Here is a 24289-nt window from a genome sequence, read left to right on the forward strand (position 1 = left end):
GGGAGGCTGGAACCGTGCGCGTGGCATTGCTGGGCCCGACGACCGTCGAGACCGAGGACGGCACACCGGTCGACATCGGTGGTGCCCGCGTCCGCATGCTCGTCGCACGCCTTGCGCTCGACCCCGGCCGTCCGGTGCCGACGACGACGCTGATCGACGACCTGTGGGGCGAGCAGCCGCCGGCCGACGCCGTCAACGCGCTGCAGTCGCTCGTGTCGAGGCTGCGCAAGGTCTGCCCGGTCGCGCTGGAGCCCGGCGGGTACCGGCTCGGTGTGGCGACCGAGGACGTCGACGTCTTCCGGTTCGAACGGCTGCGTGCCGACGGCCGGCTGGACGAGGCGCTCGCGCTGTGGCGTGGTGACGCGCTGGCCGACGTGCGGGAGGCGCCGTTCGCCGCGCCGACGGCCGCCCGGCTGGAAGAGGCACGCCTGTCCGCGCAGGAGGACCGAGGCGAGCTCGACGTCGCCGCGCTGACCGCGATGTATGAGAAGAACCCGTTGCGGGAACGCCTGGCCGGGCTGCTGATGCGGGCGTTGTGCGCACAGGGCAGGCAGTCCGATGCCCTGCACGTCTACGCCGAGGTCCGCGGCAGGCTTGCCGACGAACTGGGGGTCGATCCCTCGCAGGAGCTGCAGGACGTCCACCTCGCGGCACTGCGCGGTGAGCTCGGGCCGCGGGCCGTGGTCGACCGGTTGCCGGTGCGGCTGACCAGCTTCGTCGGGCGCGACGACGAACTCGCGGAGATCGCCGGACTGCTCGGCGGGGCCCGGCTGGTGACGCTGGTCGGACCGGGCGGCGCGGGCAAGACGCGGCTCGCCACCGAGGTGGCGGCGCGGCATCCGTTGCACGGCAAGGGCCGTGTGTGGTTCGCGGCGCTGGCCGGCGTCCGGGCGGCGGAGGACCTCGCCGGTGCGGTGCTCAGCGCGTTCGAGGTGACGTTCGCCGGGGATCCGCGGCGGCGGGCCAGCGAGGGCATGAACCGGATCGCCGAGGTGCTCGGTGCCGGGGAGTCGTTGCTGGTGCTGGACAACTGCGAGCACCTGATCGGGGCGGCGGCCGAGTTCACCACCGAGCTGCTGCGCCGGGTGCCGAACCTCCGCGTGCTCGCGACCAGCAGGGAACCGCTCGCGATCGACGGCGAGTCGCTGTGCCCGATCGGCCCGCTCGCGGTGCCCAACGGTCAGGCGGACGTGTCCGCGTTCGGCGCGGTGCGGCTGTTCCTCGACCGGGCGAGCGCGGTGAAGCCGGCGTTCCGGCTCGACGGGTCCACTGTGGACGACGTGAAGCTCATCTGCCGCAGGCTCGACGGCATGCCGCTCGCGCTGGAGCTGGCGGCGGCGCGGCTGCGGTCGATGACGGTCCGGCAGATCACCCAGCGCCTGGACGACCGGTTCCGGCTGCTCACCTCGGGCAGCCGCACCGCGCTGCCGCGCCAGCGCACGTTGCGCGCGGTCGTCGAGTGGAGCTGGGACCTGCTGACCGAGGAGGAGCTGCTGCTGGCCCGGCGGTTCGCGGTGTTCCCCGCCGGTGCCGACCTCGCCGCCATCGAGGCCGTCTGCTTGCCGGACCCGTTCTACGTGCTCACGTCACTGGTCGAGAAGTCCATCGTGGACGTCATCGAGATCGAGGGCGAGCCGCGGTACCGGATGCTGGAGACGATCCGGGTCTACGCGGACGAACAGCTCGAGGCGTCCGGCGAGAAGCGGGAGGTCGTCGGGCGGTTCCGGCACTACTACCGCGAACTGACCGCGCGCTGGGAGCCGCTCACCCGCACCGCGCGGCAGCTCGAGGCGATCGACGTCTACGAGGCGGAGCAGGACAACGTCGTGGCGGCGTTGCGCGGGGCGATCGACGACCGCGAGGTCGAGCTGGCGGCGGACCTGCTCGGCGGCACGTTCTGGTACTGGCTCGTCAAGGGCGACAACGAGCGCGCGGAGATGTCGGTGCGCGACGTGCTCGCGCTCGGCGACCTGCTGCCCGCCGACCGCTTCGCGACGTTCCGGGCCATGCAGCTCATCATGGCCGCCGTGCCCGGGGTGACGGACTCGGAAGAGGCCGCGGCCGTCATCGAGAGCTGCGTGAACTCCGGCGCCGTCCAGAAGTACCCGTCACTCGCGATCGCGCTGCCCATGCTCGCGTTCCTCAGCCAGAACACCGAACTGGCGCGGCGCGAGGTGAAGCGGGCGGCGGCGAGCGAGGACCCGTGGGCCAGGGCGGGCGCGGAGTGGGCGCACAGCTTCATGCTGGTCGACGACGGTGACCTGGAAGGCGCGGAACAGGCCCGCGACCGCGCGTACGACCAGTTCACGGCCATCGGCGATCGGTGGGGTTCGGCGATGACGCTCGGCATGAAAGCCGCGTTCGTCTCGCACACCGGGGACAACCAGGCGGCGATCGACCTGTACCAGCGCGGCCTGGACGTGGCGACGGAGCTGCGGTCGCAGGACGACGCCGTGCAGCAGCGGTGGCGGCTCGCGGTGGAGTACGCGCGCATGGGTGATCACGGCGCGGCCGCGCGCGAGGTGGTCGCAGCCGAGCAGTTCGTCAGGGACGTCGGCAACGACCAGCTGTCCACGATGCTCAATTATGCGAAGGCCGAGGTCGCGCTGCGTGCGGGCAGGATCGAAGAGGCACGCGCGCTGAGCGTCGAGTTCAAGCAGCGCGACCTCTCGTCGTCCCTGCTCGGCACGTTCGTCACGGAGTGGGTGGCGATGCTCGACGCGCGCATCGCGATCGCCGACGGCAGGTTCGACGACGCCGAGGCGTCCGCCGCGGTGGCCGTCCAGACGACGTCCGATCGCGCCGACATGCCGGATCTCTCGACGGTGGCGGAACTCCTGGCCCAGGTGCGGCACCTGCAGGGCCGCGACGACGCCGCCCGGCGGTTGATGGAGCTCGCCCAGCTCATCCGCGGGCGGCTCGACATGGGTGATCCGGACGTGCGGCACCTCGTCGCCGAACTGGGTGAGCCCGCACCGCTGACGATCACCAAAACCGAGGCGCTGCAACGGGTGCGCGAAGAGGCGGGCCTCAGCACCGGCTGAGACCCGCCTCTGGTTCCGGTGAGATCACACGCGCTTGCGGTAGGCCCACATCGCCAGCGGGAAGAACACCGCGACCGCGCCCGCCATCCAGATCAGCGATCCGGTGAGCGGCCCGGCGATCGCGCCGCCGTTGAGCAGCCCGCGCAGCGCGTCCGACAACAGGCTCACGGGGCTGATGTCCGCCCACGCCTTGAGCCAGCCCGGCATCGTCGAGGTGCCGACGAACACGTTGCTGCCGAACGTCAACGGCATGATCAGCACGATCATGATGCCCTGCACGGCCTGCGGGGTCTTGAGCAGCATGCCCACGAACACCGACGCCCAGCAGAAGCACAGCCCGAACGCGATCGCGAGCCCCGCCGCGATCAGCAGCTCCGCCGGACCCGTCTGCACCCGGTAACCCATGACCGTGGCGACGATCATCAGCACCACGACGCACACCACGTACCGCACGACGTCCGCCAGCACCGCGCCCACCAGCGGCGCCGACCGCGCGATCGGCATCGCGCGGAACCTGTCGAAGACGCCCTTGGAGACGTCGGTGTTCAGCTGGACACCGGCGGTCATGCTCGCCTGCAGGATGTTCATCACCAGGATGCCCGGCACGAGCATCTGCAGGTAGGCGTCGGTGTTCCCGGCGAGAGCGCCACCGAAGAGGTAGGTGAACATCACCAGCAGGATGATGGGCGCGATCGTCACGTCCGCCAGCTGCTCGGGGTTCTTGCGGATCTTGAGGATTCCCCGCCAGGCCAGCGCGAAGCCGTGGCGCACTCCCCTGTCCAACGCGATGGTGCTCATACCAGGCTCCCCTCGTTCCGCTTGCCGGTGAGCGAGAGGAAGACCTCGTCGAGCGAGGGCAGCCGCAGCGCCAGTTCGTCCGCGGTGATGCCGGCCTCGTCGAGCTTGCGGACCAGGGTGGACAGCAGCACCGGGTCGTTCACCGGCGCCGTCAGCAGTCCCGTGTCGTCGTCGCGGGTCGGCCTGACCCCGGTCAGGTCACCGAGAATCCGGTGGACCACGTCGAGATCGCGCAACGACGTCGGCCGCACCTGCAGCGTCTGCCCGCCCACGCGCCGCTTCAGCTCGTCCGGCCTGCCCTCGGCCACGACGCGACCGTGGTCGAACACCGTGATCGAGTCGGCGAGCTGGTCGGCCTCCTCCAGGTACTGCGTGGTGAGCAGGACCGTCACGCCGTTCGCGACGAGCTTGCGCACCACCGCCCACACCTCGTTGCGGGCGTGCGGGTCCAGCCCGGTGGTCGGCTCGTCCAGGTACAGCACGGACGGGTTGCCGACCAGGCTGGCCGCGAGGTCGAGCCGCCGGCGCATACCTCCCGAGTACGTCTTGGCGGCCCGCCCCGCCGCGTCGGTGAGCTCGAACTGCTCCAGCAGCTCGCCCGCCCTCGCCCGCGCCCCCGCACGGGAGAAGTCCAGCAGGCGGGCCAGCAGGACGAGGTTCTCCGTACCGGAGAGGTCCTCGTCCACCGACGCGTACTGGCCGGTCAGCCCGATCAGCGACCGGACCGCCCTCGGGTCCTTCAGCACGTCGTGGCCGTGGACCGTGGCGTGTCCCGCGTCCGGGCGCAGCAACGTGGCCAGCACCCGCACCGCCGTGGTCTTGCCCGCGCCGTTCGGCCCGAGCACCCCCACGACCTTCCCCTCCGGCACCTCGAGGTCGACGCCGTCCAGCGCCTTGGTCTCCCCGTAGTGCTTGACCAGGCCTTCAGCCCTGATCGCGAGTGCCATCGTTCCTCCCTCGTGTTCAGGAGGAACTGTGCGCCGCCCCGCTGGCAGACCACGCACAGCGCGCTGTCAGCGGCTGGCAGCCATCCTGTGCACGGCCTCGGTGATGATCTCGGGAGAGGTGCCGATGTTGAACCTGACGTGGCCCGCTCCCCCGCTGCCGAACTCGGCGCCCGACATCAGGGCGACCCTGCCCCGCTCGACGAAGAACGCGGCCGGGTCGTCGCTGATGGCCCGGCAGTCGAGCCAGGCCAGGAACGTCGCCTCGGACGGTTCGTAGCCGATCCCGGGCAGGTGCTCGGTGAGCAGGTTCTTGAGCAGTTTGCGGTTGTCGTCGAGACCGGCCAGCAGGGCGTCGAGCCACTCGCCGCCCTCGCGCAGCGCGGCCGCGTGCGCGATCGTGCCGAAGTGGCTCGGCCCGTGGCTGACCTCCTCGGGCAACCGCGCGAGGTCGTCGGTGTTGGAGATCGCGACCGCCGCCCGCATGGCCGCCAGGTTCCAGCCCTTCGACGCGGACATGAGCGACATCCCGTTCTCGTCGACGCTCAGGTACGGCACGAACCCGGTGCTCCTGGAGACGAGCGGCGCGTGGATCTCGTCGGCGATCACGCGGACGCCGTACGTCTCGGCCAGCCGGGCGAGGGCCGTCAGCTCCTCGGCGGTGTGGACGGTGCCCGTCGGGTTCTGCGGGTTGCACAGCAGGTACACCGGACGGTCGGCCTTGACGTGCTGGAACGTCCACTCCAGCACGTTCAGGTCGAGGCGGCCGAGCCGCAGCGGTGCCTCGACGACCGCACGGCCCATGCTCTGGACGAACAGGTAGAACGGCGGGTACACCGGCGGGCTGACGATCACGGGGGCGCCTGGCCCGGACACCAGCTTGATCAACTCGACGATGCCGAGCATCACGTCGGACACGAGCGCCGTGCGTTCCAGCGGGAGTTTCCAGCCCCAGCGCTGTTCCGCGAACGCGGCGAGTGCCTCCTGGTAGGCGGTGCCGGCCGGGTAGCCGGTGTCGCCGAGGTCCAGTGCGTCGACGATCGCCTGTTTGACGGGCTCGGCCAGGTCGACGTCCATCTCGGCCACCCACAACGGCAGCACGTCGTCCGGGAACTGCCGCCACTTCACACTCGTGCGCCGCCGCAACCGTTCCAACGACACCTGGGCCAGCGGGTTCAGCATGAACCCCAACGTAGGTCACCCGGGATGAGCCGTCACGTCGTGCGCGGTGATCTCCTCGCCGCAGCACCGGGACCCTGAGGTTGATGAAAGCACGGGTCGAACCTGCTGTTGTTGACTACTCCCCGCCCTGGAGGACGGTGATTCTCCCGGTCGCCCGGAAGGGTTCCTGCTTCAGCGACAGTCGCCTTCTCGTGCTTGCGCACGAGCTGGTCTGACACCATCTCCACAGGCGAGCACGGCCAGCCCGGCCGCTCGTATGTTGATCGCCGCGTTGACATCCCGGTCGTGGACTGTTCCGCAACGGCACGTCCACTCCCGGATGCCGAGCGGCATTGTGCGCTGGAGCGCTCCGCACGCGGAGCACACCTTCGAACTCGGGTACCAGCGGTCGATCACGACCAATTCGCGGCCGTACCACTGGCATTTGTAGGTCAGCATGGTCCGCAGTTCCGACCAGGCGGCGTCGCTGATCGCACGGGCAAGGCTGTGGTTGCGAACCATGTTGCGCACGCCGAGGTCCTCGATCACGACCGTTTGGTTCTCACGGACGAGACGCGTACTCAGCTTGTGCAGACCATCGCTGCGACGGTCTGCGATTCGGGCGTGCACCCGCGCCACCTTGACGCGCGCCTTCGCCCTGTTGTTGGAACCCTTCATCTTCCGGGCCAGTCGCCGCTGGGCCACGGCGAGCCGCTCCCGGTCCCGACGCTCGTGGCGAGGGTTTGTCACCTTCTCCCCGGTGCAGAGGGTGACGAGGCTGGCGATGCCGGCGTCGAGCCCGACCACCTGATCGGACGTGGGCCCGTCGTGCACAGTGGTGTCGACGAGGACACTGACGTGCCAGCGGTTCGCCGCATCCCGGGACACCGTGACCATGCTCGGCTCAGCGCCTTCGGGCAGCGGCCGAGACCAACGGATATCGAGAGGTTCGGCCATCTTCGCCAAGATGAGCGTCCCGTCACGCCACCGGAACGCCGATCGGGTGTACTCGGCGGACGCACGGGACTTGCGCTTGGACTTGAACCTCGGGTACCTCGCCCGCTTGTCCCAGAACGCGACGAACGCGCCCTGCAGGTGCCGAAGGCTCTGTTGCAGCGGAACCGAGGACACCTCGGTCAGGAACGCCGACTCGGGATCTTGCTTCCACTCGGTCAACATCGCCGACGACTGCACGTAGGACACCCGGCGTTGCTCGCCGTACCAGGCGGCCGTACGGGCTTCCAGCGCCCGGTTGTAGACCAGTCGCACGCACCCGAACGTCCGGGACAGCTCGTATACCTGCTGGTCGGACGGGTAGAAGCGGTATTTGAACGCCCGCTTCACCACCCGCTCCGCCACGCTCACATGTTAGCGGCCCGCCGTGTGACGTCCCGTTTACCCCTACGCACAGGGCGGCTCCTCCCCGGCGTGAACGCCGGGGTATCCGCCGGTTTGGAAATCAGATGAAACTCCCCAGGTTGACCTCTCGACCACGAATACGCCGTGGAGGTCAACCAGGTTGCATGCCGGTGATCGTCACCCGTTCAGCGCGTGCGTCGCCGTCGCCCCTCCGTCGACCACGAACTCCCCGCCCGTGCAGTAGGCGCTGTCGTCGCTGGCGAGGAACAGCACGACGTTCGCGACGTCCTCCGGCTGCCCGATCCGGCGCAGCGCCAGCTTCTTGCCCATCGGCGAGACGTCGATCGGCCGGCCCAGGGCCTCGCTGACCATCGGGGTGTCGATGGCGCCGGGATGCACGGAGTTCACGCGGATCCCGTGCTGCCCCAGTTCCATCGCGGCGACCTTGGTCATGCCGCGGATCGCGAACTTCGACGCCGTGTACGCCACCAGGTACGGCATGCCGCCCAGGCCCTCGACCGACGACACGTTCACGATCGACCCGCCGCCGGCCTGCTTCATCGACGCCACGACCGAGCGCATGCCGAGGAACGTGCCGACCTGGTTGATGCCGATCACCCGCTGGTAGTCGGCGAGTGTCGTGTCGGCCAGGGCGGAGAAGTGCAGGACGCCGGCGTTGTTCACGAGAACCGTGATGTCACCGAATGTCGAGACGGTGAAAGCCACGGCCTCCGCCCACTCCTCCTCGGAGGACACGTCCAAGTGGCAGTACTCTGCGCCGAGTTCGGCCGCGAGTTCCTTGCCCTGGTCGTCGAGGACGTCGGTGATCATCACCCGCCCGCCCTCGGCGGCGAACCGGCGTGCCGCGGCCGCGCCCTGACCCCGGGCGGCGCCGGTGATCAGGGCGATCTTCCCGTCGAGCCGCATCTACATCATCTCGTCGGTCAGCGGCATCATCACGGTCTTGAGCTCCGTGTAGGCCTCGTAGGCGCTCTGCCCGCCCTCGCGGCCGAGGCCCGACTGCTTGTAGCCGCCGAACGGGAGGTGCGGTTCGAGCTGGAAGCCGTTGATGCCGACCATGCCGACCCGCAGGGCCTTCGAGACGCGGAACGCGCGGCGGACGTCGTTGGTGTAGACGCCGGCGCCCAGGCCGTACTCGGTGTCGTTCGCGATGCGGACGGCTTCTTCCTCGTCGTCGAACGGCACGACGGTCAGCACCGGGCCGAAGATCTCGTCACGGGCGATGGCCATGTCGTTGTTGGCGTCGGCGAAGATCGTGGGCGCGACGAAGTTGCCGGACGCGTAGTCGCCGTCGAGCCGGGTGCCGCCGGTGACCAGGCGGGCGCCCTCCTCCTGGCCGCGCTCGATGTAGCCGAGCACGCGTTCGAGCTGTTTGCCGTTGATCAGCGGGCTGGCCAGCACGGCGGGGTCGAACGGGTCGCCGAACGTCACCGCGCCCGCGAGCATCTGCGCCATCGCGATGAACTCGTCCTGGGCGTCCCGCTGCACCAAGGCCCGCGTGTGCGCCACGCACGCCTGGCCGGACAGGCCCATCGTGACCATGCCCATGCAGGTCATCGCGGCGAGGCCGACGTTCGGAGCGTCCGCGAACACGATCGCCGGCGACTTCCCGCCCAGTTCCAGGGACACGCGCTTCATCGTCCCTGCGGACGCTTCGACGATCCGGCGGCCGACGGTGCGGCTGCCGGTGAAGCTGATCTTGTCGACGCCGGGGTGGGTGATCAGCGCTTCACCGGTCGGGTTGCCGGGGCCGGTGACGAGGTTGACGACGCCTTCCGGGAGTCCGGCCTCGATCAGCAGCTCGACCATGCGGATCACGCAGAACGACGCGTACTCCGACGGCTTCACCACGACCGTGCAGCCCGCGGCCAGTGCGGGCGCAAGCTTTTGGGCGAACAGCACGAACGGTGCGTTCCACGGCAGGATCGCCGCGACGACGCCGACCGGTTCGCGGAACGTCATCGCGAGGTGGTCGCCGCCCTGGTACGGCGGCAGGGTCTGACCGCCGACCTTGTCGATCCAGCCCGCGTGGTGGTCGAAGATGTCCGCCGCGATGCCGACCGAGGTGGCGTAGATCTGGCCGAACGACAGCGGCACGCCGTTGTCGAGTGCCTGCAGTCCGCGCAGCTCGTCCGAGTGCTCCCGCAGCAGGTCGCTGTACCTGCGCAGGACCTTGATGCGCTCGCCCGCGCGGCTGCGCGGCCAGGTGCCCTCGTCGAACGCCTTGCGGGCCGCGCGCACCGCCGCGTCCACGTCCTGCACGGAGGCGACGGCGAAACTGCCGATCTCCTCGCCGGTCGCGGGGTGGTGGTGGGTCCAGGTCTCGTCCGCCTCGCGGAACTCGCCTCCGATGAGGAGCCGGCCGTCCTTGAGGCCCAGCGTCTCGCGGTGCGGTTGGACGGTGAGCGTCACAGCTCCTCCTAGAGCGACATCGTGTCCGTGCAGGCGAAAGTCCTCTGTGGATCGCGATCGGCGAAATAGCCGTCGAGATCGGTGAACGCGCCGAACTTCTGCTCGACGGTTGGCGGTGCCATCAGCGCGACCATGCCGCCGTGCACGACGAAGACCTGTCCGTTGATCTTCTCGCCGGACGGTCCGGCCAGGTGCGCCACGAACTTCGCGACGTGCTCGGGCGCCAGCGAGTCGTCGCCTTCTGGCGCGTCACCGAACACGTGCGCGGTCATCTGGGTGCGGGCGCGCGGGCAGATCGCGTTGGCGCGCACGCCGTAGCGGCTCGTGCCCCGGGCCGTCGCCACGGTCAGCGCCGCGATCCCCGCCTTGGCCGCCGCGTAGTTGGCCTGCCCCTCCGAGCCGAGCAGGAACGCCTCCGACGAGGTGTTCACGATCCGCGCGTAGACCGGTTCTCCCGCGGTCTTCGACTGCTGCTTCCACAGCGCGACGGCGTTGCGCGACAACAGGAAGTGGCCGCGCAGGTGCACCCGCACGACCAGGTCCCACTCCTCGTCGGTCATGTTGAACAACATCCGGTCGCGCAGCACGCCCGCGTTGTTCACGACGACGTGCAGCCCGCCGAACTGCTCCATCGCGGCGGTGACGAGGGCATCGGCGGTGCTCCGCTCGCCCACGTCACCCTCGACCACGACGCACTTCGCGCCCAGTTCCTCGATCTCGGCCGCAGCGGCCTCGGCCGAGCCCGGCAGGTCGTTGAGCACGATCGACGCACCGGCCCTGGCAAGTTCCAGCGCCTCCGCGCGGCCGAGCCCGGCACCCGCGCCGGTGACCACGGCGACCTTCCCCGCAAGGTCCACAAGAGACTCCCAGAAGAGATGTGTGTCAGTCGAAGAGGATGACCTGGCGGATCAACGATCCTCCGCCGCGCAGGGCTTGCAGCCCCTCGTTGACGTCTTCGAGCCGAATCCTCTTGCTGATCATGCTTTCGAGGTCCAGCCGGCCCTGCCTCCACAGCGCGATCATCCGAGGGATGTCCCGGCGGAAGTTCGCGGTCCCGTAGAACGAGCCGTGCAGCGTCTTGTCGTGCAGGAACAGTTCCTGGGCGCTGAACGACACCATCGCGTCCGCCCGGCCCGCGCCGACGACGACCGTGTGGCCACCACGCCGGGTCAGGTCCCACGCCTGGCGGATCGTCGCGGGCAGGCCGACCACGTCGAACACGTAGTCGAAGCCCATGCCGAAGTTCAGCTGGTTGTTCAGGTCCGCGACACCGTCGGGCGTCGTCGCGTGCGTCGCGCCGAACTTCTGCGCCACCTCGTGCTTCTCAAGCACCGGGTCGACCGCGACGATCCGTGCGGCGGCGGCGAGCCGGGCACCCTGGATCACCGCGACACCGACACCACCGCAGCCGATCACGGCGACGCTGGAGCCCGGTTCGACCTTCGCGGTGTTGAGCACCGCACCGACACCGGTCAGGATGCCGCACGACAGCAGCGCGGCGATCTCCCACGGCACGTCGTCGTCGACCTTCACCGCGGCATCGGCGGGCACGACCATCTCCTCGGCGAACGCGCCGAGCCCCGCGTACCCGAAGGCGGGGTTGCCACCGACGACGAACCTCGGTGACGTGAACGCCGAGATGGTGTGCACGAGGCACAGATGTGACTGGCCCGTCACGCATTGCGCGCACTTCCCGCACGGTGGCACGAAGGTGATCGCCACGTGGTCGCCGACCGCGAGCGACGTCACGGCGCTCCCGATCTCGACGATCTCACCGGCGCCCTCGTGACCGACCACGCCGGGCGTCAGGGCGGGCAGTGTTCCGTCCATTGCGGACAGATCGCTGTGGCACACCCCGCACGCCCTGATCTTGATGCGGATCTCCTGCGGCCCCACCGGGGCGGTGGTCACGTCGTCGCGGAGCTCGAGCTTGTCGTCGCCTACCTGGTTGAGCACGGCAGCCTTCACCGGTATCACTCCTCGCTGAGCTCACGGCCGAACTACCTGTCGCACACTAGAATCTGTTCTTGTTCATGACAAGGCCCATCAGCGTGAGAGGCGCAGTGCGCCCATGGGGCACGACGCGACGGCGCGTTCCGCCAGAGGCTCTTCGGCCGGAGCCAGCTCACCGTCCCGGATCTGCAGAACCTCGTCATCGTCAAGGTCAAACACCTCGGGCAGGATTGACATGCACTCCCCGTGCGCCTCGCACACCGAAGGGTCGACGCCGACCTTCATCGCGGCCTCCTGACATCAAGTAGAACTTGTTCTAGAGTAGCGGTCATGCGCATCGGTTTCACGCCCGAACAGGAGCAGTTGCGCCAGGAGTTGCGGGCGTACTTCGCCGCGCTCATGACGCCCGAACGCAGGACCGGGCTGGCCGGTGGCGGCGACTACGGCGATGCCGCCGTCTACAAGGACACCGTCCGCCAGATGGGGCTGGACGGCTGGCTGACCATCGGGTGGCCGGAGGAGTACGGCGGCCGGGCCCGCCCGATGATCGAGCAGCTGATCTTCCTGGACGAGGCCTCCGCGGCCGGTGCGCCGGTGCCGTTCCTGACGCTGAACTCCATCGGCCCGACGATCATGTCCCTGGGAACGCCCGAGCAGAAGGCGTTCTACCTGCCGAAGATCGCGTCCGGCGAGCTGCACTTCGCCATCGGCTACTCCGAACCGGAGGCGGGCACCGACCTCGCGGGCCTGCGCACGCGGGCGGTCCGCGACGGTGACGAGTACGTCATCAACGGTCAGAAGATGTGGACCAGCCTCATCCAGTACGCCGACTACGTCTGGCTGGCCTGCCGCACCGACCCGGAATCGCAGCGGCACAGGGGTTTGAGCATCATCATGGTGCCGACCACCTCTTCCGGCTTCTCCTGGACGCCCGTGCCGACCATGTCCGGGCCCACGACCAGCGCCACCTTCTACGACAACGTGCGGGTGCCCGCGGCGAACCTCGTCGGCGAGGAGCACAAGGGCTGGAAGCTCATCACCAACCAGCTCAACCACGAACGCGTCGCCCTCTGCTCGGCCGCGCCGCTGCAGACCGCGCTGCGCGAGGTTCGTCAATGGGCGGACGAAACCGGTGCCGTGAAACAGGAATGGGTGCGCCTGCACCTCGCCCGCGTGCACGCCAAGGCCGAGTTCCTCAAGCTCGTCAACTGGCGGATCGCGTCCGGTTCCGACGAGGCCCCGTCACCGGCGGAAGCCTCCGCCACCAAGGTGTTCGGCACCGAGTTCGCGACCGAGGGCTACCGCTTGCTGATGGAGGTGCTGGGCGCCAACGGGATCGTGCGCACGGGCTCCGCGGGAGCGCTGCTGCACGGACGCGTGGAACGCATGCACCGGTCGTCGCTGATCCTGACGTTCGGCGGCGGCACCAACGAGATCCAGCGGGACATCATCGCGCGGGTGGGCCTCGGGTTGCCCGCTGTGCCTCGGTAAGGAGACTCCGTGGACTTCACACTCACCGAGGCCCAGCGCGAGCTGGCCGCGCTGACCCGCAAGATCCTCGACTCGTCCGACACGCCCTGGCTCGACCTGGTCAAGTCGGGCGTCGTGCCGGAGCAGCCCGACGAGTTCGGGGTGCTGGAACAGTGCTCGGTGCTGGTCGAGCTGGGCCGCGCGGTCTCTCCCGCGCCGTACCTGCCCACGACGGTCGCGGCCTCGGCGCTCGCCGAGTTCGGCACCCCGGACCAGCGCGATCGATGGCTGACGCCGGGAACCGTGCTGTCCGTGGCGCTGGCGGAGGCCGGCGGTGTGAAGACGACGGTGCCGTTCGCTTCGGAGGCGGCCGCGTTCCTGGTGGCGCACGAGGAGCAGGTGTTCCTCGTCGAGGCGGAGGGGCTGGAGATCACCCCGCAGGAGCTGGTCGACTGCTCGGACGCGGGGTGCTTCGCGTTCTCCGGCACCGGCGAGGTGGTGCCCGGCCTGTCCCCCGACTGGTTGATCACGCGGTACACGCTGGGGTTGTGCGCTCTGCAACTCGGCGTCACCGAACGCGCTTTGGAACTGACGGCCGAGTACGCGCGGACGCGCGTGCAGTTCGACCGGCCCATCGGCAGCTTCCAGGCCGTGGCGCAACGGCTCGCTGATGCGTACATCGACGTCGCGGCGATCCGCCTGACGCTCTGGCAGGCCGCCTGGCGGCTCTCCGAGGGCCTGGACGCGGTGGAAGAGGTGGCGACGGCGAAGTTCTGGGCCGCCGACGCCGGGCACCGCGTGGCGCACACCGCCGTGCACGTCCACGGCGGTACCGGGATCGACATGAGCCACGACGTGCACCGCTACTTCACCGCGGCGAAGCGCAACGAGTTCGAGCTGGGCGGGGCGACCGCCCAGCTCCTGAAGCTCAGCGCAGCTTGGTGAGGCGTTCGACCGTCGCGTCGAACTCCGCCAGCAGGTCCGCGAGGACCTCCGCGACCGGGCGGACCTCGTTCATCCGCCCGACGACCTGACCGACCGGCATCGAGACCACGGACGGGTCGTCGGACCGGGCGATCCGCAGGTGCGCCTCGCTGACCAGGATGTTCTGCAACGGCATCGGCAACGGATCCGGTGCCTCCGCGGACGTCCACGCCTCGGTCCACCGCGTCTTCAGCAACCGCGCCGGCTTGCCGGTGTAGATGCGGGTGCGGACGGTGTCGCTGGAACCGGCGGCGAGCAACGCCTGCTGCGTGCTGGAGTTCCCCAGCGTGTACTCGGCGGTGGTCAGCCAGTACGAGCCCATCCACACGCCGGACGCACCGAGCGCCATCGCGGCGGCGGCCTGCCGTCCCGACCCGATGCCACCGGCGGCGAGCACCGGGACGTCCACGGCGTCGACGATCTCCGGCACCAGCACCATCGTCGCGACCTCGCCGGTGTGCCCGCCGGCCTCGTAACCCTGGGCCACCACGATGTCGACGCCGTTGGCGACGTGCCGCCGGGCGTGCTCGGCCTTGCCCGCCAGCGCGGCCACCGGGACACCGGCCGCGTGCACCTGCTCGATGACGTCGGTGGGCGGTGAGCCGAGGGCGTTCGCGATGAGCCGGATCGGGTGTGCCAGGGCCACGTCGACGTGCGACCGCGCGACCGAGTGCAGCCAGCCGAGCACGCCCTCGCCGCCCTCGCCGTCGGGCAGCGGTGGCACGCCGAGCTTCAGCAACGTCTGTTGCACGAACTCCTTGTGGCTCTGCGGGATGAGACTGGCCAGGTCGATCTGCGTGCCTTCCTTCGGCACGGTGGCGGGCATGACGATGTCGACGCCGTACGGCTTGCCGTCGGTGTTCTCGTCCATCCACGTCAACGCGCGGTCGAGGTCCTCCGCGTCGTTGAACCGCACGCACCCGAGGACACCGAGCCCGCCCGCCCGGCTGATCGCCGCCGCCACGTGCTCGGACGGTGTGAAGCCGAAGACCGGATGTTCGATGCCCAGTTCGTCACACAGGCTGGTGCGCATGATCCTCCACGTGGCGCTTCGCCCACTGGTAGTCGGGTTTGCCGCTGGGGGTGCGGCCGATCTCGGCGACGAGCCACAGCGACCGCGGCACCTTGTAGCCCGCGAGGGTCTCGCGGACGTGGGCGTCCAGTTCGGACAGTGTCGGTTTCGCGCCGTCGCGCGGCTGGACGATCGCGCCGACGCGCTGGCCGAGCAGGTCGTCCGGGATGCCGATCACGAGCGCGTCGAACACGTCCGGGTGCGACTTCAGCACCCCCTCGACCTCCTCGGGGAACACCTTCTCGCCGCCGGTGTTGACGCAGGTGTTGCCGCGCCCCAGCAACGTGACGTCGCCGTCCTCCTCGAACCGGGCGAAGTCGCCGGGCACGGTGAACCGCTTGCCGTCGACCTCGACGAACATCCGCGCGGTCTTCTCGGGGTCCTTGTAGTAGCCGAGCGGGATGTGGCCGCCGCGCGCCAGCTTGCCGATGGCACCGGGCTTCGGCTCCAGCTTGTTGCCGTCCTCGTCGATGACGATGGTGTCCTCGTTGAGCTTCACCTTGGTGCCGTCGGTCTTCACGATCTCCTTGGGCACCGCGCCGATGCCGGTGGACCCGGTCTCGCTCGACCCGATCGACTCCAGCAGCGTCGTGTGCGGCAGGTGCTCGTGGTACTGCTTCTTGACGGTGTAGGAGAACAACGCGGCGCTGCTGTTGAGGATGTACAGCGACGAGCCGTCGTACGTGCCGCGCTGGAACTCCTCGATCAGCGGCCGGCCCATGGCGTCGCCGGTGATGACGGCGACCTGGACCTTTTCCCTTTCGATCACCCGCCAGATCTCGGCCGGGTCGAACTTGGGCACCAGCACCACCGTGCTGCAGCTGAACAACGCGCCCAGCACGGCCCACTGCGCCGCGCCGTGGATCAGCGGCGGCAGGCACAGCCGGATGAGCCCGTAGTCCTTGCCCGCCTTGGCCTGCTGCCACTCGTCCGTCAGCCGTTCGCCGGTGACGAAGTCGATGCCGCCGCCGAGCGTGCGCCACACGTCCTCGTGGCGCCACATCACGCCCTTGGGCATGCCGGTCGTGCCGCCGGTGAACAGGATGTAGAGGTCGTCAGGGCTGCGCGGCCCGAAGTCCCGCTCGCCGGACTCCTCGGCGAGTGCCGTTTCGTAGTCGGCGCCGGCGAACTCCTCGTCCGACTCGTCGTCGATCACGACCGTGTGGCCGGGCGCGCCGACCTCCGCGACCAACGGCGAGTACCGCCGTTCGTGTACGAGAGCGGTCAGATCCGCTTCACCGAACAAGTATTGCAACTCGTTCTTGGTGTAGCGGTAGTTCACGTTGATCGCCACGGCCCGCAGCTTGTAGACCGCGAGCATGGCTTCGACGAGTTCGATCGAGTTGCGCGCGTAGAGCCCCACGTGCGCACCCTGCGTCACGCCGTTCTTTGCCAGGTGGTGAGCCAGTTTGTTGGCTCGCGACTCCAGCTCGGCGTAGGTGACCCGCTGGGACCCGCACACGAGCGCGGTCCTGTCGGGCACGGTGTCGGCGGCGTGTTCAACGAGGTCTGCGACGTTGAGGGCCATGGTACGCAAAGTAGAACGTGTTACTGTTCTGGACAATCCCCCGTGCGGTCAGACTCGATCCAGGAGGCCCGTGAATGACGACCACGACAGAACCCCATGCGGTGGTGGAGCTGGCCGGCAACGTCCTGGTCGTCACGATGAACCGCCCGGAGGTCCGCAACGCCCTGTCCGGCCCCATGCTGGCCATCATGAAGGAGGCGTGGGACAGGGTGGACTCCGATCCGGACGTCCGCGTCTGCATCCTGACCGGCGCGGGCGGCTCGTTCTGCGCGGGCGCGGACCTCAAGGCGATGACGTCCAACCACCCCAGCGAGAACGCCGGCAAGTTCGACTTCTCCGTCATCGAGCCACTGCTCAAAGGACGTCGATTGACGAAACCGCTGATCGCCGCGGTGGAAGGTCCCGCGGTCGCCGGCGGCACGGAGATCCTGCAGGCGACCGACATCCGGGTGGCCGGCGAGAGCGCGCGGTTCGGCGTCTCGGAGGCGCGCTGGGGCCTGTTCCCCCTGGGCGGCTCGGCGGTCCGGTTGCCACGCCAGATCCCCTACACGGTCGCGGCCGACCTTCTGTTGACCGGACGGCACATCCGGGCGGCCGAGGCCAAGGAGATCGGGCTCATCGGGCACGTGGTGCCGGACGGTCAGGCCTTGGACAAGGCCATGGAACTGGCCGCGCTGATCACGGCCAACGGGCCCATCGCCGTGCGGAAGATCCTGCAGACCATGCGGGAGACCGAGGTCATGCACGAGAACGAGGCGTTCACAGTGGACGCTCGGCTCGGCATGGAGGTGTTCTCCAGCGAGGACGCGAAGGAAGGCCCTCGCGCCTTCGCGGAGAAGCGCAAGCCGGAGTTCAAGGGCCGCTAGCAGGTGACGAAGTCACCCGGCGGCACCCACACCGTGCCGGGGTAGAAGATCCTGCCCTCCGGCCGGATCTGGCGGCTGAGCGCGTACAGGTGGGTGTCCCGGCCGAGTTCGGGATCGTGCGGCCAGTACTGGTCCCAGATCTCGGCCTTGCGCTGCCGCCAGTAGCCGAAGACGTTCTCCGGGTAGCTCGAGCTGTTGTAGGCCGTGTACTCGTCGCGCCGCTTCCAGGTGTTCCGCGTGCCGTCCACGAGGTTCGCCTCGGCTACGAGGATGGCGGCGGACACGTGGTCGACGTGATCGCGGCGGGGCGTGTCCCGGTGGCCGATCGTGCTGCCGGAACGGATGTAGTCCGGGTTCGCGTGGCCGATGATCGCGTGCAGCGTGCCGATGAAGCTGAACCGGTTGTAGGCCGGACGCCCGTCGATCGGGCGGGCGACGTACGGACTGTCGGTCAGCATCTTGTACAGGTCGCCATAAGGATCGCCGGACGGATCGGGACTGTCCGGGCAGCCACCAGACGCACCGTGGATGTACATGAAGACCAGCCGCACGTTGGTGCCGTTCAGCCGGTTCGTCGCCACGGGATGGCCGTTGAACCACATCTCTTCGTAGGTCCAGTTGTCGGCGACGCCTGCCGTCTCGGCGTAGGCGGCCCGCTCACCTTCGATCCGCTGGTTCGCGTAGGGGAACGCGGGCCGCGTGTGCACTTCTCCGGCGGTCAAGTAGACCACCCAGACGTTGTACCCGGCCTCGACGTCCGAGGCGATGTCGGGATTCATGAACAGCAGGTCGTCGTCCTGATGCGCGACGAACGAGACGGTCGTCCTGGTCATCGCCTGCGCGTGGGTCAGCATTGCGGCAACGAGCACAAACGAGGTCAACAAGGACAGCGCAGATCTGCGCATTGACTTTCCCCCAGGTAGAAGTCGTTGGGGGGAGACTACCGTCCTAGACGTCGTTGGCCGCGATGTATCCGAACGTCATGGCGGGCCCGATCGTCGACCCCGCCCCGGCGTAACTCCGCCCCATCACGGCCGAGCTGACGTTGCCCGCCGCGTACAGACCGGGAATCACCGAACCGTCCGGCCGCAGCACACGGGCACGCGCGTCCGTCACGAGACCGCCCTTGGTGCCGAGGTCACCGGGCACGATCTTGAAGGCGTAGAACGGCGGCGCCCACAGCGGTGCGAGGCACGAGTTCGGGAACACCGCCGGGTCCGTGTAGTAGTGGTCGTAGGCGCTGTCGCCGCGCTTGAAGTCGGGGTCCCGGCCGGTCAGGGCCTGGTTGTTGAACCGGCTGACGGTCGACTTCAGGTTCGCGCCGGGGACGCCGATGGCCGAGGCCAGGCCGTCGAGCGACCAGTTCTTCACCACGGCGCCGGACTGGTACCAGCCGTCCGGCAGCGGCAGGGTCGGTGCCACGTCGGCGAAGAGGTACCTGTTGCGGTAGTTCTGGTCGACGACGAGCCAGGCCGGGATGCACGGGTCGGCCGGGTTCTTGTCGTACATGACGTGCACGACGTCGCTGTAGGGCGCGGCCTCGTTGACGAACCGGCGGCCGGCCGCGTTGATCATCAGGCCGCCGGGCAGGGTCCGTTCGGCCAGGCAGAAGTACGGGGTGCCGGGCACCGGGATCGCGGGACCCCACCAGGCGTCGTCCATCAGGTCGAGGGCCGCACCGGCCCGCTGGCCCGCGCGGTGGCCGTCGCCGGTGTTCTCCTTCGCGCCGACCGTCCACTGTGTACCGATGGGCTGGCGCTGGTACTGGGCGCGCATGGCCGCGTTGTGTTCGAAGCCCCCCGAACCCATGATCACGCCACGCCGCGCGCGCACGGCTCCGCGCGAGGTCAGCACTCCCCTGACGGCGCCGTTCTCCACGATCAGGTCTGTCAGACCGGTGTTCAGCCAGACCGGGACGTTCGACTGCAACAGACCCGCGCGAAGGCCACCGGCCAGCGCCTGGCCCATGGTCAGCGGCTTCTGCCCGGCCAGGGCGGCCGCGGTGCCGCGCGCGAGGGCGGCGGCCGCGGTCGCCGCGCCCTTCGCGTTGACCAAGGCCAGCGCGAGCCACTTGTAGTCCGCGCCGTAGATGACCATCCCGGCCGGCGTGGCCAGGTAGGGGGCGTTCAGATTTGCCAGTTCGGCGCCGAGGACGCGGCCGTCGAGCATCTCCGGCTCGATCGAACGGCCCTTCGCGATGCCGCCGGGGTACTCCGGGTAGTAGTCGCTGTAGCCGTCCATGTGCCGGAAGCGCAGCGGGCTGTTGCGCATGACGAACGAGATCATCTGCGGCCCGTACGCCAGGTAGGCCTGCTGCCGCACGAGCGGGATGTCCCCGACGACCGCCGCCATGTACTGCGCGGCCTTCGCGGGCGTGTCCGGCACACCGGCCGCCAGGATCACCTCGTTGTTGGGGATCCAGATGCCCGCGCCGGAGCGAGCGGCCGAGCCGCCGTAGGTCGGCGCTTTCTCCACGACCACGCAGCTCAGGCCACGTTTGGCGGCGGTCAGCGCGGCGGTCATGCCGGCCGCTCCCGCGCCGACCACCACGACGTCGAACTCGCCGAGATCGGCGGAGGCGGTGGCGGGTCTGACCAGTCCGGAGGCCAGCGCGAGACCGGCTCCGGCGAGCACCTGACGGCGGTTCAGGTTCACGGGTTCACTCCAGACATCGTCTTCCGGTGGTCCCAGCTGGCGGTCTTGGTCGGGCGGAAGATCACGGCGACGCGTCGCGACATCGCCTTCCGCAACGCTTCGCGCGCTTCGGGGTCGGCGCCGACCTCGCCGAAGTTGCGTGCCACGACGGCGTCCACCACCCGGCCGAGGTCCGGCGTGAACTCGGTGACGCCCTCCATGTGCACGCCGCGCAGCTGGTCGTAGGTCTCCCCCGCCTCGGCCAGCACGCTGCAGCGCGGATCCCGCCGCAGGTTCACGATCTTCTGCGACTTGCGGTCCGTGCAGAACACGAGCTCGCCGTCCACCCACGCGAACCACATCGGTGCGAGGTGCGGCAGGCCGGTGCGGCCGATGGTGGCGACGATCAACGTCTTCTGGCCCTGGAGAAAGGTCTCGACCTCATCCGGCGTCATCCTGATGAGGTCACGCAAGGTCGCGCAGCTTTCGCTTGTAGAGCTTGCCGTTCGGATCGCGCGGCAGCTCGGCCATGTACTCGACCGTCCGCGGCAGCTTGAACTTCGCGAGACGGGTGCGCGCGAACTCCAGCAGCTCCTCGGTCAGGGCCTCGGAGGCCTCGACGCCGTCCGCGGGCTGCACGACGGCCTTGATCGACTCGCCCCAGTCCGGGTGCGGCACGCCGAACACCGCCACGTCCGCGACCTTGGGATGGCAGATCAGCTCACCCTCGATCTCCGCCGGGTAGATGTTCACGCCGCCGGAGATGATCATGTCGTTCTTGCGGTCGCACAGGAACAGGTAGCCGTCCTCGTCCAGATACCCGATGTCCTGCAACGTGAACAGCTTGCCGACGCGTGCGGCCCGGGTCTTCTCCGCGTCCTTGTGATACTCGAAGGTCGCGTCGCCCATCCGCATGTAGACCAGGCCCTGCTCGCCCACCGGAAGCTCGGTGCCGTCCTCGCCCAGGATCTTGATCTCGGACGTCGGCCACGGCAGACCGACCGATCCCGGCTTGCGCAGCCACTCCTGCGCGGTGATCGCCGTGCCGCCGCCCTCGGTGGCCGCGTAGTACTCGATCACGACCGGACCCCACCAGTCGAGCATGCGCCGCTTGACCTCCAGCGGGCACGGCGCCGCACCGTGGATCATCGCGCGCAGCGAACCCATGTCGTACTTGGCTTTCACCTCGTCCGGCAGAGCCAGCAACCGGTGGAACTGGGTCGGCACCATGTGGCTGTGGGTGACCTTGTGCTGCTCGATCAGCCGCAGCATGTCCTCCGGCGCCCAGTGGTCCATGAGCACCGCGGTGTGGCCGAGCTGGATGGAGATGACGACGAAGTTGAGCACCGCCGTGTGGTAGAGCGGCGACCCGCACAGGTGCACGTGCCCGTCGTGCGGCTTGATCCCGAAGATGCCGAAGAACCAGGCGGCGGACGGCGGCACGACGTCCGGGTCGGCGCCGGTCAGCGGCCTGCGCACGCCCTTGGGCCGGCCGGTCGTGCCGGAGGTGTAGAGCATCGGCGACCCCGTGGTGCGGCCGTCGGGCCTGCCTTCCTCGCCCTCACCGAGCATCGCCAGCGGTGTGAAGCCCGCGATCTCACCGACGGCGAACTTCGCCTCGGACGGAAGGCCTGCCGCGGCTTCGACGGCCGCCTCGGCGAACCGTTCGTGGGCGACGAAGGCCTTGGCACCGCTGTCCTGCACGAGGTACGCGACCTCGGCCCCGGTCAGGTGCCAGTTGGCCATCACGACGTAGAGGCCGGTCTGGTAGGCGGCGAAGTACACCGCCACCAGGTCGGCGCTGTTGGGCAGCATCAGCACGATGCTGTCGCCGGGTGCGAGCCCCAGGGCCCGGAACCCGCGTCCGTAGCGGTTCGCGGTGTCCGCGAGCTCGGAGTAGGTGATCTCGCGACCACTCGGATCGACCAGCGCGGTCAGGTCCGGCTGATCGGCAGCGATGTTCCAGAGTCCTGTGACCACACCCTCAAAGTAGAACGCGTTTCACCTACTGACAAGCCTCCGACAAGGCCTTGATCGAGGCAACGTCGCGGCAGCCGACGAGCAGTGTCGTGACGCCCGCCTTCTCCCACCGGCGGACCTCCTCGCGCACGTGCTCGGCGTTGCCGACGATGCTGATCTCGGCCACCAGCTCGTCCGGAACCACCTGTGCCGCCTCGTCCTTGCGCCCGGCCTGGAAGAGCCTGCCGACGTCCTGGACGACCTCGCCGTATCCCATGCGGGTGAACACCTCCGCGTGGAAGTTCATGCCGGGCGCACCCATTCCGCCGATGTACAAAGCGACGAACGGCTTCAGCATCGCCCGCACCGCCGCCGGATCGTCCGTCACGACGACCTGACAGGTCGCCGCGACCTCGAAGTTCGCCCTGCTACGAGGAGAATCCTTCTGGCGCGACTTCGCGAAGCCCTCGTCCAGCCACTCGTCGTACATGCCGGCGAGCCGTGGCGCGTAGTAGATGGCGAGCCAGCCGTCCGCGATCTCCGACGTGAGCGCGACGTTCTTCGGCCCCTCCGCGCCGAGCCAAATGGGCAGGTCAGCGCGCAGCGGGTGGGTGATGGGCTTGAGCGGTTTGCCGAGCCCCAGCGCGCCGGGTCCCTGATAGGGCAACGGGTAGTGCGGGCCGTCGTTGCGCACCGGTGCCTCACGGGCCATCACCTGACGCAGGATCGACACGTACTCCCTGGTCCTGGCCAGGGGTTTCGCGAACGGCCGCCCGTACCAGCCCTCCACGACCTGCGGCCCGGACACGCCCAGGCCGAGCACGAACCGCCCACCGGAGAGGTGATCCAAGGTCAGCGCGTGCATCGCGCAGGCGGCCGGCGTGCGCGCCGACATCTGCACGACGGACGTGCCGAGCCGCACACGCGAAGTGCCGGATCCCCACCACGCCAATGGAGTGAACGCGTCCGAGCCCCAGGCCTCGGCGGCGAACACCGCGTCGAAGCCGAATTCCTCCGCCGCCGCCACGAGTTCAGCGGCGTTCTGAGGCGGACCGGCGCCCCAGTACCCGAGCTGCAGACCGAGCTTCATGCAGCCATCTTGCCACCATTTCGAGAACCTGTTTCACTTTGATCTGTGACTCGGCCGCTGAGTGCTCCGCTCGACGTTGGCTTCGACTACACGCGCTCCCTCGGCCCGACGCTGGGCCGGTTCCTCTCGGATCTCCGCCGTCGCAAGGTGACCGGGATCCGCGGCAGTGACGGACGCGTGCACGTGCCGCCGCTCGAGTACGACCCCGTGACCGCCGAACGTCTGTCGGAGTTCGTGGACGTGGCGGCGACCGGTGTCGTGCGCGGGTGGTCGTGGATTCCCGAGCCCCTCGAAGGACAGCCGCTCGACCGGCCGTTCGCGTGGGCGCTGATCCAGCTCGACGGCGCGGACACCTCGCTGCTGCACGCCGTCGACGCGGGCTCACCGGACCGGATGGCGACCGGAACACGCGTGCGCGCAAGGTGGCGCGGCGAGCGCGTCGGCGCGATCACCGACATCGAGTGCTTCGAGATCTCCGGCGAACCGGCCGACCCGCCCGCGGAGGCCGACGACGTCACCATGGTCACCACGCCGGTGAACCTGCACTACACGCACTCGGCGTCGCCGACGGAGGACCCGTTCCTGCGCGGCCTCATGGAAGGCAGGCTGATCGCCCAGCGCTGCCCGGTGTGCGAGAAGGTCTACTTCCCGCCGCGCCCGGCCTGCCCCGTGGACGGTGTGCCGACGACGGACCAGATCGAACTGTCCGACCACGGCACCATCACTACGTACTGCGTGGTCAACGTACCGTTCCTCGGCCAGCGCATCCCACCGCCCTACGTCTCGGCCTACGTGCTGCTCGACGGCGCGGACATCCCGTTCCTGCACCTGTTGCTCGGCGTGGCGCCCGAAGACGTCCGGATGGGCATGCGCGTCGAGGCGGTCTGGAAGCCGCGTGAGGAGTGGGGCCCGACGATGCAGAACATCGACCACTTCAAGCCTTCCGGCGAGCCCGACGCGCCGTTCGACTCCTACTCCCAGCACCTGTGAGGCT

At 69.2% G+C, this 24289-nt stretch carries 21 protein-coding genes; 5 read left to right on the forward strand and 16 right to left on the reverse strand.

Annotated elements, in window-relative coordinates:
* Positions 1-14 precede the first annotated feature (14 nt).
* The gene (locus tag AB0M48_RS00430; RefSeq protein ID WP_363834721.1) at positions 15-3044 is read left to right on the forward strand and encodes a BTAD domain-containing putative transcriptional regulator; all 3030 of its coding nucleotides are present in this window, start codon (positions 15-17) and stop codon (positions 3042-3044) included.
* Between the two features lie 24 nt (positions 3045-3068).
* Here AB0M48_RS00430 and AB0M48_RS00435 read toward each other — a convergent pair whose 3' ends face one another.
* From AB0M48_RS00435 to AB0M48_RS00475, 9 genes are all read right to left on the reverse strand, one after another.
* Positions 3069-3842, reverse strand: coding sequence for an ABC transporter permease (locus AB0M48_RS00435; protein ID WP_363834724.1), 774 nt, complete (start codon positions 3840-3842; stop codon positions 3069-3071).
* Complete coding sequence (locus tag AB0M48_RS00440) at positions 3839-4789, reverse strand: ATP-binding cassette domain-containing protein (protein WP_363834726.1); 951 nt, start codon at positions 4787-4789, stop codon at positions 3839-3841. Before AB0M48_RS00440 ends, AB0M48_RS00435 begins: the two co-directional genes overlap by 4 nt.
* A gap of 66 nt (positions 4790-4855) precedes the next feature.
* Positions 4856-5968, reverse strand: coding sequence for an aminotransferase class I/II-fold pyridoxal phosphate-dependent enzyme (locus AB0M48_RS00445; protein ID WP_363834728.1), 1113 nt, complete (start codon positions 5966-5968; stop codon positions 4856-4858).
* Between the two features lie 171 nt (positions 5969-6139).
* Entirely contained in the window at positions 6140-7306 is a 1167-nt protein-coding gene (locus AB0M48_RS00450) for an RNA-guided endonuclease TnpB family protein (RefSeq protein ID WP_363834731.1), read from the reverse strand.
* Between the two features lie 177 nt (positions 7307-7483).
* The gene (locus AB0M48_RS00455) at positions 7484-8233 is read right to left on the reverse strand and encodes a glucose 1-dehydrogenase (RefSeq protein WP_363834734.1); all 750 of its coding nucleotides are present in this window, start codon (positions 8231-8233) and stop codon (positions 7484-7486) included.
* Positions 8234-9739, reverse strand: a complete 1506-nt coding sequence (locus AB0M48_RS00460; RefSeq protein ID WP_363834737.1) for an aldehyde dehydrogenase family protein — start codon at positions 9737-9739, stop codon at positions 8234-8236.
* An 8-nt stretch (positions 9740-9747) separates the two neighbouring features.
* Positions 9748-10596, reverse strand: a complete 849-nt coding sequence (locus AB0M48_RS00465) for an SDR family NAD(P)-dependent oxidoreductase (protein WP_363834739.1) — start codon at positions 10594-10596, stop codon at positions 9748-9750.
* Between the two features lie 25 nt (positions 10597-10621).
* Entirely contained in the window at positions 10622-11707 is a 1086-nt protein-coding gene (locus AB0M48_RS00470) for a Zn-dependent alcohol dehydrogenase (RefSeq protein WP_363834741.1), read from the reverse strand.
* A 78-nt stretch (positions 11708-11785) separates the two neighbouring features.
* Positions 11786-11977, reverse strand: coding sequence for a ferredoxin (locus AB0M48_RS00475; RefSeq protein WP_363834743.1), 192 nt, complete (start codon positions 11975-11977; stop codon positions 11786-11788).
* Between the two features lie 45 nt (positions 11978-12022).
* On the opposite strand from AB0M48_RS00475, the gene AB0M48_RS00480 reads away from it, so the two are divergent.
* Entirely contained in the window at positions 12023-13183 is a 1161-nt protein-coding gene (locus AB0M48_RS00480) for an acyl-CoA dehydrogenase family protein (protein ID WP_363834746.1), read from the forward strand.
* 9 nt (positions 13184-13192) lie between these two features.
* A complete protein-coding gene (locus tag AB0M48_RS00485) occupies positions 13193-14107 on the forward strand; it encodes an acyl-CoA dehydrogenase family protein (RefSeq protein WP_363834749.1) in 915 nt (304 codons plus the stop codon).
* On the opposite strand, the gene AB0M48_RS00490 is transcribed toward AB0M48_RS00485, so the two are convergent.
* Entirely contained in the window at positions 14091-15179 is a 1089-nt protein-coding gene (locus AB0M48_RS00490; protein WP_363834752.1) for a nitronate monooxygenase family protein, read from the reverse strand. The genes AB0M48_RS00485 and AB0M48_RS00490 overlap by 17 nt on opposite strands.
* Entirely contained in the window at positions 15160-16746 is a 1587-nt protein-coding gene (locus AB0M48_RS00495; RefSeq protein WP_363834755.1) for an acyl-CoA synthetase, read from the reverse strand. The genes AB0M48_RS00490 and AB0M48_RS00495 overlap by 20 nt, the downstream gene beginning before the upstream one ends.
* 74 nt (positions 16747-16820) lie before the next feature.
* Here AB0M48_RS00495 and AB0M48_RS00500 point away from each other — a divergent pair, with 74 nt between their 5' ends.
* Positions 16821-17612 carry a crotonase/enoyl-CoA hydratase family protein gene (locus AB0M48_RS00500; protein WP_363834760.1) on the forward strand — a complete coding sequence of 264 codons (792 nt, stop codon included), beginning with the start codon at positions 16821-16823 and terminating at the stop codon, positions 17610-17612.
* On the opposite strand, the gene AB0M48_RS00505 is transcribed toward AB0M48_RS00500, so the two are convergent.
* From AB0M48_RS00505 to AB0M48_RS00525, 5 genes are all read right to left on the reverse strand, one after another.
* Positions 17609-18466 (reverse strand): PIG-L family deacetylase, encoded by an 858-nt coding sequence (locus AB0M48_RS00505; RefSeq protein WP_363834764.1) that lies wholly within the window; start codon positions 18464-18466, stop codon positions 17609-17611. The two genes, AB0M48_RS00500 and AB0M48_RS00505, sit on opposite strands and share 4 nt — an antisense overlap.
* 94 nt (positions 18467-18560) lie before the next feature.
* Positions 18561-20267: a 3-oxosteroid 1-dehydrogenase gene (gene kstD, locus AB0M48_RS00510; protein WP_363834767.1), complete on the reverse strand. Its 1707-nt coding sequence runs from the start codon at positions 20265-20267 to the stop codon at positions 18561-18563.
* Positions 20264-20719 (reverse strand): pyridoxamine 5'-phosphate oxidase family protein, encoded by a 456-nt coding sequence (locus AB0M48_RS00515; RefSeq protein ID WP_363834772.1) that lies wholly within the window; start codon positions 20717-20719, stop codon positions 20264-20266. Before AB0M48_RS00515 ends, kstD begins: the two co-directional genes overlap by 4 nt.
* On the reverse strand, positions 20712-22226 hold the full coding sequence (locus tag AB0M48_RS00520) for an acyl-CoA synthetase (RefSeq protein ID WP_363834777.1): 1515 nt from the start codon (positions 22224-22226) through the stop codon (positions 20712-20714). The genes AB0M48_RS00515 and AB0M48_RS00520 overlap by 8 nt, the downstream gene beginning before the upstream one ends.
* A 25-nt stretch (positions 22227-22251) precedes the next feature.
* Positions 22252-23295: an LLM class F420-dependent oxidoreductase gene (locus AB0M48_RS00525; RefSeq protein ID WP_363834780.1), complete on the reverse strand. Its 1044-nt coding sequence runs from the start codon at positions 23293-23295 to the stop codon at positions 22252-22254.
* Between the two features lie 45 nt (positions 23296-23340).
* On the opposite strand from AB0M48_RS00525, the gene AB0M48_RS00530 reads away from it, so the two are divergent.
* Complete coding sequence (locus AB0M48_RS00530) at positions 23341-24285, forward strand: OB-fold domain-containing protein (protein ID WP_363834783.1); 945 nt, start codon at positions 23341-23343, stop codon at positions 24283-24285.
* Positions 24286-24289 lie beyond the last annotated feature (4 nt).

The sequence above is a fragment of the Lentzea sp. NPDC051208 genome (assembly GCF_040682435.1).
GTDB lineage: Bacteria > Actinomycetota > Actinomycetes > Mycobacteriales > Pseudonocardiaceae > Lentzea > Lentzea kristufekii.